Here is a 6,048-nt window from a genome sequence, read left to right on the forward strand (position 1 = left end):
ATCATAGACCCTTTCAATAATTAAGCATCCTTAATCGATGATTGAAAAAAATCTGTACTTTATATTCGGGGTATAGGCAGATGAATCTTCATATGCCCAATACCTCATCCGACTATTATACGTATGGGCATTAACTAACGGCATACCATTTGCGTCCTTACCTGTCACAATCGTATTATGATTAAACCGTCCATCCCCTTCAAAATCGTAACAAATTATATCGCCCAATAATAATTGATCCGGACTGTTCACTTCCCTGGCCCGTAAACCTATTTTCGAATTAGCGAAGTATCCCTTTAGAGAGTGTGCCACTGCCCAACTATAGCTATAATTGCTCTTTTGGAGCCACCAGCCTGCTGCCCGATTAGGATAGCCTCTCATAGGTGCACCGCCACTATGAAGGCATTGTGATATAAAATTGGTGCAATCATTCTCAAACTTTTTATATGCAGGATTGTAGCTATTCCACCACCTTTCTGCATATTGCACAGCCTTTAATCTGTTATACTGATAGCTTAATCGTTCATCCTGATCCTTTACATCCAATTCTGTTGGAAACTGATAGGTTTCTTGCGCTCCATAAGGGCTGATTTCCTCGTCCATCACTAAAGCATTTTTATAAAACTTAGCTAATCTTTCTTCCACTTCTTCTTCCATATACAGTAATTCCTTTTGCTTGATTAAATATTGATAATGGGCTTGATATTTTACTGTTTGAAATTCATCTTCTTTATCTATTTCAATTATTTTACCGGAAGTTTTTACTTTTACAATTTCAGCGGATCTTTTTGCAAAGGTGCTTTGCTTCATATCAGCCTTTGGAAAAAATACTTTAGGAGTAGTTCCTTTATCGCTAACAAATTGATTTGCTCTTTTTTCAAATAACTCTTGTATCAAATGAAGCATATTCTTCACCCCTTTCATTCATACATATGATAGTCAGCAGAATTTAATCAAAAAAATGAGCGAACCATTTTAGTTCGCTCATTTTTACCTATAAAAATGTAGTCCTTTTTCAATTTCTGTTTGTACTTCAAGATTTGTTTCTTGTTCTTGTGCCTTTTTTAATGCAGATAATGCTGTCTCACCGCCAATTTTCCCAAGGGCCCAAGCAGCTGTTCCTCTTGAAACGGGATTACCCTCTTTCTCTAGAATGTCTACTAAATCTGGAATAGCTGATTCATCTTTAAAATGTGCCAGGGCAATAATGGCATTCCGTTGAATTGGCTTTTTCCCTCTCCAAGCACCAGAAACATTTCCGAATTTAGCTTTAAACTCTCGATTACTTAATTTTAGGATCGGCTTTAATAAAGGTTTCGCAATTTCAGGAAGTGGTTCTAGTTCCTCATGAAAATGATAGTTCTTCCCTTTGTTAACAGGACATGCAGTCTGGCATGAATCACAACCATAGATGCGATTACCAATTTTATCTCTATACTCATCTGGAATAAACGTTTTTGTTTGAGTTAAAAAAGAAATACAGCGCTGTGCATTAATCTGTCCACCTTGGACCAGGGCCCCTGTGGGACAAGCGTCCAAGCACTTTGTACAGGACCCGCATTGATCTTCTATTGGAGTATCAGGTTCAAAAGGTATACTTGTGATCATTTCGCCTAAATACACATACGACCCAAACTCCGGTGTAATAATGGCGCAGTTTTTCCCACTCCAACCAATTCCAGCACGTTCAGCTACAGCTCGATCTGAGAGCTCTCCAGTATCGACCATCGATTTTAACCTCGCATCAGGTACCTTTTTGATGATAAAATCCTCTAACTTTTTAAGACGATCATTAAGCACATGATGATAATCAAGCCCCCATGAGGCCCTGCTGAAAATCCCTCTCCGCTCACCCTTCTTACTTTCGACACGGTGATTCATCTTGGAAGGATAAGCAATCGCAATAGAAATGATCGAACGTGGTTCCTCTAGTAATAGTGAAGGATTCACTCGCTTCTCAATATCTGGTTCTTCAAATCCTGATTGGTAGTTAAGTAACTGCTGCCTTATTAGGCGATTTTTTAATTCAGAAAACATGTCCGCTGTTGTGAAACCAATTTTATCGATTCCTATTTCTTTACTATAGGCAATCAGTTCTTCTTTTAAATCCTTGACTTCCATTTGGCCCCTCCTTCCTTAGAAATGATTTATTAAAATATTGGTAGTTAAATTATTAGATGCACATCATTTTATGATAAACTATTTCCATTGATTTTTGGAGGTGGAATGGTTGGAAATTAATCTATCTGAGGAAGTAACCCAGCTAATACCTAGTTTTAAAGTGGGGGTAATTGAATATAAAAATATCAATGTCGGTGAGTCGCCGCAAATGATTAGAGGACGGCTTCAGCTCTTCCAAGAGTCTATTTTTTTTGATTTAGAAAATAAAAATGTTAGCGAACTCTCTGGCATTCAGGAATGGCGTTCGGTTTTTAAAAAGTATGGGAAAGACCCGAATCGATATCGTCCCTCAGTCGAAGCGTTATACAGAAGAGTTCAAAAACAAAATTATCTTTCATCTATTCAAAGTGCAATTGATATAAATAATTTTTTCTCCTTACAATATCAAGTACCTATTGGAATATACGATCAGGATAATTTAAATGGACCCGTGAACATTCGATTGGGAACGGAGGGAGAAGAGTATACTGGGTTGAATGGACGAAAAAACTCTTTGCATCGCCTGATTGTATCATCAGATAATCTGGGGCCCTTTGGAAGTCCCTTCGTCGATTCTGATAGAGCACCAGTAACGTTAGCGACCAAAAATGCCCTGCAGATAATCTATTTGCAGCCGTCAACCAATGTTGAAAACTCGAGGAGACTAACAGAGTCATTGATGAACATGTTTACTCAAATACATGGAGGAGAAGCAACCTTCCAATTAGTCAGGTGTCCATAGGACATCTTTTTTCTTTATATAAAAAAACGCAATTCATCGTTCTCTTATGTAACGATAAACTGCGTTAGTTAATATGTATGGAGCGGGTGATGGGAATCGAACCCACTACATCAGCTTGGAAGGCTGAGGTTTTACCAGTAAACTACACCCGCATTTTTAACAGTTGATGAATCATTTATATCAGCAACTGACCCTTATTATATTACACACTATTTTTACTATAGTCAAGGGGAAAATGCAGATTTTGTCGAAAAAGATTACAAAGGGGGGTGCGGATATTCACGTCCCTCACAATGGCCGAAGAACGGACATATCTATTCGTTACCGTTGACTGCATTTTTCTTTAATCAAGGGAACGATTAGGGTCTATAACCTTAATCAAAAAAAGTTGCCCATAATTATATGAGCAACTTTTTTTAAAACCATTTGATACCGGTGATCGGGGTCGAACCGATACTCCTCACGGAACACGATTTTGAGTCGTGCGCGTCTGCCAATTCCGCCACACCGGCGCGTAATAAAATGTTTTGATAAAGCAATGCCGAGGACCGGAATCGAACCGGTACGGTAGTCACCTACCGCAGGATTTTAAGTCCTGTGCGTCTGCCAGTTCCGCCACCCCGGCGAAATCTAATTACCTAGTCTTATATATACTTGGCAAATATTATGGAGGCGGCAACCGGATTCGAACCGGTGGTAAAGGTTTTGCAGACCTCTGCCTTACCACTTGGCTATGCCGCCATAAATATTGGAGCGGAAGACGGGATTCGAACCCGCGACCCCCACCTTGGCAAGGTGGTGTTCTACCACTGAACTACTTCCGCAAATTGGCTGGGCTAGCTGGATTTGAACCAACGCATGTCGCAGTCAAAGTGCGATGCCTTACCGCTTGGCTATAGCCCAATGTTTACTAATTTTGAATTTTAATATAATGGGGCGACTGATGGGAATCGAACCCACGAATGTCGGAACCACAATCCGATGCGTTAACCACTTCGCCACAATCGCCACAGTATAATTGGCAGGGGTAGTAGGAATCGAACCCACACCAAAGGTTTTGGAGACCTTCGTTCTACCTTTAAACTATACCCCTATAAATGGTGGAGGGGGACGGATTCGAACCGCCGAACCCGGAGGGAGCGGATTTACAGTCCGCCGCGTTTAGCCACTTCGCTACCCCTCCACATACTATTCATAACACTCGCATCTAGTGCAAGCAAAAAAACTAAAGGTGGCTCAGGACGGAATCGAACCGCCGACACAAGGATTTTCAGTCCTTTGCTCTACCGACTGAGCTACTGAGCCACAAGTGGCGGTCTGGACGGGACTCGAACCCGCGACCTCCTGCGTGACAGGCAGGCATTCTAACCAACTGAACTACCAGACCAATTGCGGGGACAGGATTTGAACCTGCGACCTTCGGGTTATGAGCCCGACGAGCTACCAGACTGCTCCACCCCGCGACAATTATAATGTAAATATGGTGGAGGATGACGGGATCGAACCGCCGACCCTCTGCTTGTAAGGCAGATGCTCTCCCAGCTGAGCTAATCCTCCAAATTAATGAAAATTATCTTCACTAGCGTAAAAAACTTTGGTGACCCCTACGGGACTCGAACCCGTGTTACCTCCGTGAAAGGGAGGTGTCTTAACCGCTTGACCAAGGGGCCATATCGTTTAAAAAGTTATGGCGGAGAGCAAGGGATTTGAACCCTTGAGACAGGGTTACCCGCCTACACGATTTCCAATCGTGCTCCTTCGGCCACTCGGACAGCTCTCCATATATGGCTCCGCAGGTAGGACTCGAACCTACGACCGATCGGTTAACAGCCGATAGCTCTACCACTGAGCTACTGCGGAATAATATAATTACAGCCTGGCAACGTCCTACTCTCACAGGGACGCGTGTCCCAACTACCATCGGCGCTGAGAAGCTTAACTTCCGTGTTCGGTATGGGAACGGGTGTGACCTTCTCGCCATAATTGCCAGACCATATATTCGACACTATTTTATTATAATGTCTTTTTCATATTTTTCAAGAGGAAAATTTAATTTTTTTCATTCCCTCAAAACTAGATAATGCAGAAGAAGTTTGTAAACTCAGAGTTCACCTTAAAATTGGTTAAGTCCTCGAACGATTAGTATCAGTCAGCTCCACATGTTACCACGCTTCCACCTCTGACCTATCAACCTGATCATCTTTCAGGGTTCTTACTAGCTTGCGCTATGGGAAATCTCATCTTGAGGGGGGCTTCATGCTTAGATGCTTTCAGCACTTATCCCGTCCGCACATAGCTACCCAGCGATGCTCTTGGCAGAACAACTGGTACACCAGCGGTGCGTCCATCCCGGTCCTCTCGTACTAAGGACAGCTCCTCTCAAATTTCCTGCGCCCACGACGGATAGGGACCGAACTGTCTCACGACGTTCTGAACCCAGCTCGCGTACCGCTTTAATGGGCGAACAGCCCAACCCTTGGGACCGACTACAGCCCCAGGATGCGATGAGCCGACATCGAGGTGCCAAACCTCCCCGTCGATGTGGACTCTTGGGGGAGATAAGCCTGTTATCCCCGGGGTAGCTTTTATCCGTTGAGCGATGGCCCTTCCATGCGGAACCACCGGATCACTAAGCCCGACTTTCGTCCCTGCTCGACTTGTAGGTCTCGCAGTCAAGCTCCCTTGTGCCTTTACACTCTGCGAATGATTTCCAACCATTCTGAGGGAACCTTTGGGCGCCTCCGTTACTTTTTAGGAGGCGACCGCCCCAGTCAAACTGCCCACCTGACACTGTCTCCCACCCCGATCAGGGGTGCGGGTTAGAATTTCAATACAGCCAGGGTAGTATCCCACCGACGCCTCCACCGAAGCTAGCGCTCCGGCTTCTCAGGCTCCTACCTATCCTGTACAAGCTGTACCAAAATTCAATATCAGGCTACAGTAAAGCTCCACGGGGTCTTTCCGTCCTGTCGCGGGTAACCTGCATCTTCACAGGTACTATAATTTCACCGAGTCTCTCGTTGAGACAGTGCCCAGATCGTTACGCCTTTCGTGCGGGTCGGAACTTACCCGACAAGGAATTTCGCTACCTTAGGACCGTTATAGTTACGGCCGCCGTTTACTGGGGCTTCGATTCAGAGCTTCGC

Annotated in this window: 3 protein-coding genes, 16 tRNA genes and 2 rRNA genes; 1 reads left to right on the top strand and 20 read right to left on the bottom strand. The window is 43.9% G+C overall.

Features of this window, described 5'->3' with window-relative positions:
* Positions 1–30: 30 nt before the first annotated feature.
* Positions 31–906, bottom strand: a complete 876-nt coding sequence (locus tag M3610_RS04080; RefSeq protein ID WP_251456703.1) for an amidase domain-containing protein — start codon at positions 904–906, stop codon at positions 31–33.
* Between the two features lie 84 nt (positions 907–990).
* Positions 991–2,121 carry a tRNA epoxyqueuosine(34) reductase QueG gene (queG, locus tag M3610_RS04085; RefSeq protein ID WP_251456705.1) on the bottom strand — a complete coding sequence of 377 codons (1,131 nt, stop codon included), beginning with the start codon at positions 2,119–2,121 and terminating at the stop codon, positions 991–993.
* A 109-nt stretch (positions 2,122–2,230) separates the two neighbouring features.
* On the opposite strand from queG, the gene M3610_RS04090 reads away from it, so the two are divergent.
* Positions 2,231–2,902: a B3/B4 domain-containing protein gene (locus M3610_RS04090; RefSeq protein WP_251456707.1), complete on the top strand. Its 672-nt coding sequence runs from the start codon at positions 2,231–2,233 to the stop codon at positions 2,900–2,902.
* Positions 2,903–2,980: 78 nt separating this feature from the next.
* Here the strand turns inward: M3610_RS04090 and M3610_RS04095 are convergent.
* The 18 genes from M3610_RS04095 to M3610_RS04180 form a co-directional block, all read right to left on the bottom strand.
* Positions 2,981–3,054 (bottom strand) — tRNA-Gly (locus M3610_RS04095).
* A 278-nt stretch (positions 3,055–3,332) separates the two neighbouring features.
* Positions 3,333–3,414: transfer RNA gene (locus M3610_RS04100), tRNA-Leu, on the bottom strand.
* Between the two features lie 27 nt (positions 3,415–3,441).
* Positions 3,442–3,527, bottom strand: a tRNA-Leu gene (locus tag M3610_RS04105).
* 42 nt (positions 3,528–3,569) lie between these two features.
* Positions 3,570–3,643, bottom strand: a tRNA-Cys gene (locus M3610_RS04110).
* Positions 3,644–3,651: 8 nt separating this feature from the next.
* Positions 3,652–3,726, bottom strand: a tRNA-Gly gene (locus M3610_RS04115).
* 4 nt (positions 3,727–3,730) lie between these two features.
* Positions 3,731–3,805, bottom strand: a tRNA-Gln gene (locus tag M3610_RS04120).
* Positions 3,806–3,834: 29 nt separating this feature from the next.
* Positions 3,835–3,910 (bottom strand) — tRNA-His (locus M3610_RS04125).
* Between the two features lie 11 nt (positions 3,911–3,921).
* Positions 3,922–3,995 (bottom strand) — tRNA-Trp (locus M3610_RS04130).
* Positions 3,996–4,000: 5 nt separating this feature from the next.
* Positions 4,001–4,085: transfer RNA gene (locus tag M3610_RS04135), tRNA-Tyr, on the bottom strand.
* Between the two features lie 49 nt (positions 4,086–4,134).
* Positions 4,135–4,207, bottom strand: a tRNA-Phe gene (locus M3610_RS04140).
* Between the two features lie 5 nt (positions 4,208–4,212).
* Positions 4,213–4,289: transfer RNA gene (locus M3610_RS04145), tRNA-Asp, on the bottom strand.
* A gap of 2 nt (positions 4,290–4,291) precedes the next feature.
* A tRNA-Met gene (locus M3610_RS04150) sits at positions 4,292–4,365 on the bottom strand.
* An 18-nt stretch (positions 4,366–4,383) separates the two neighbouring features.
* Positions 4,384–4,459, bottom strand: a tRNA-Val gene (locus M3610_RS04155).
* A gap of 38 nt (positions 4,460–4,497) precedes the next feature.
* A tRNA-Glu gene (locus M3610_RS04160) sits at positions 4,498–4,572 on the bottom strand.
* Between the two features lie 18 nt (positions 4,573–4,590).
* A tRNA-Ser gene (locus tag M3610_RS04165) sits at positions 4,591–4,682 on the bottom strand.
* A 5-nt stretch (positions 4,683–4,687) separates the two neighbouring features.
* Positions 4,688–4,762: transfer RNA gene (locus M3610_RS04170), tRNA-Asn, on the bottom strand.
* 14 nt (positions 4,763–4,776) lie between these two features.
* Positions 4,777–4,893 (bottom strand): 5S ribosomal RNA (rrf, locus tag M3610_RS04175).
* 128 nt (positions 4,894–5,021) lie between these two features.
* Positions 5,022–6,048 (bottom strand): 23S ribosomal RNA (locus M3610_RS04180); the annotation flags it as partial.

This window comes from Neobacillus sp. MER 74 (assembly GCF_023714155.1).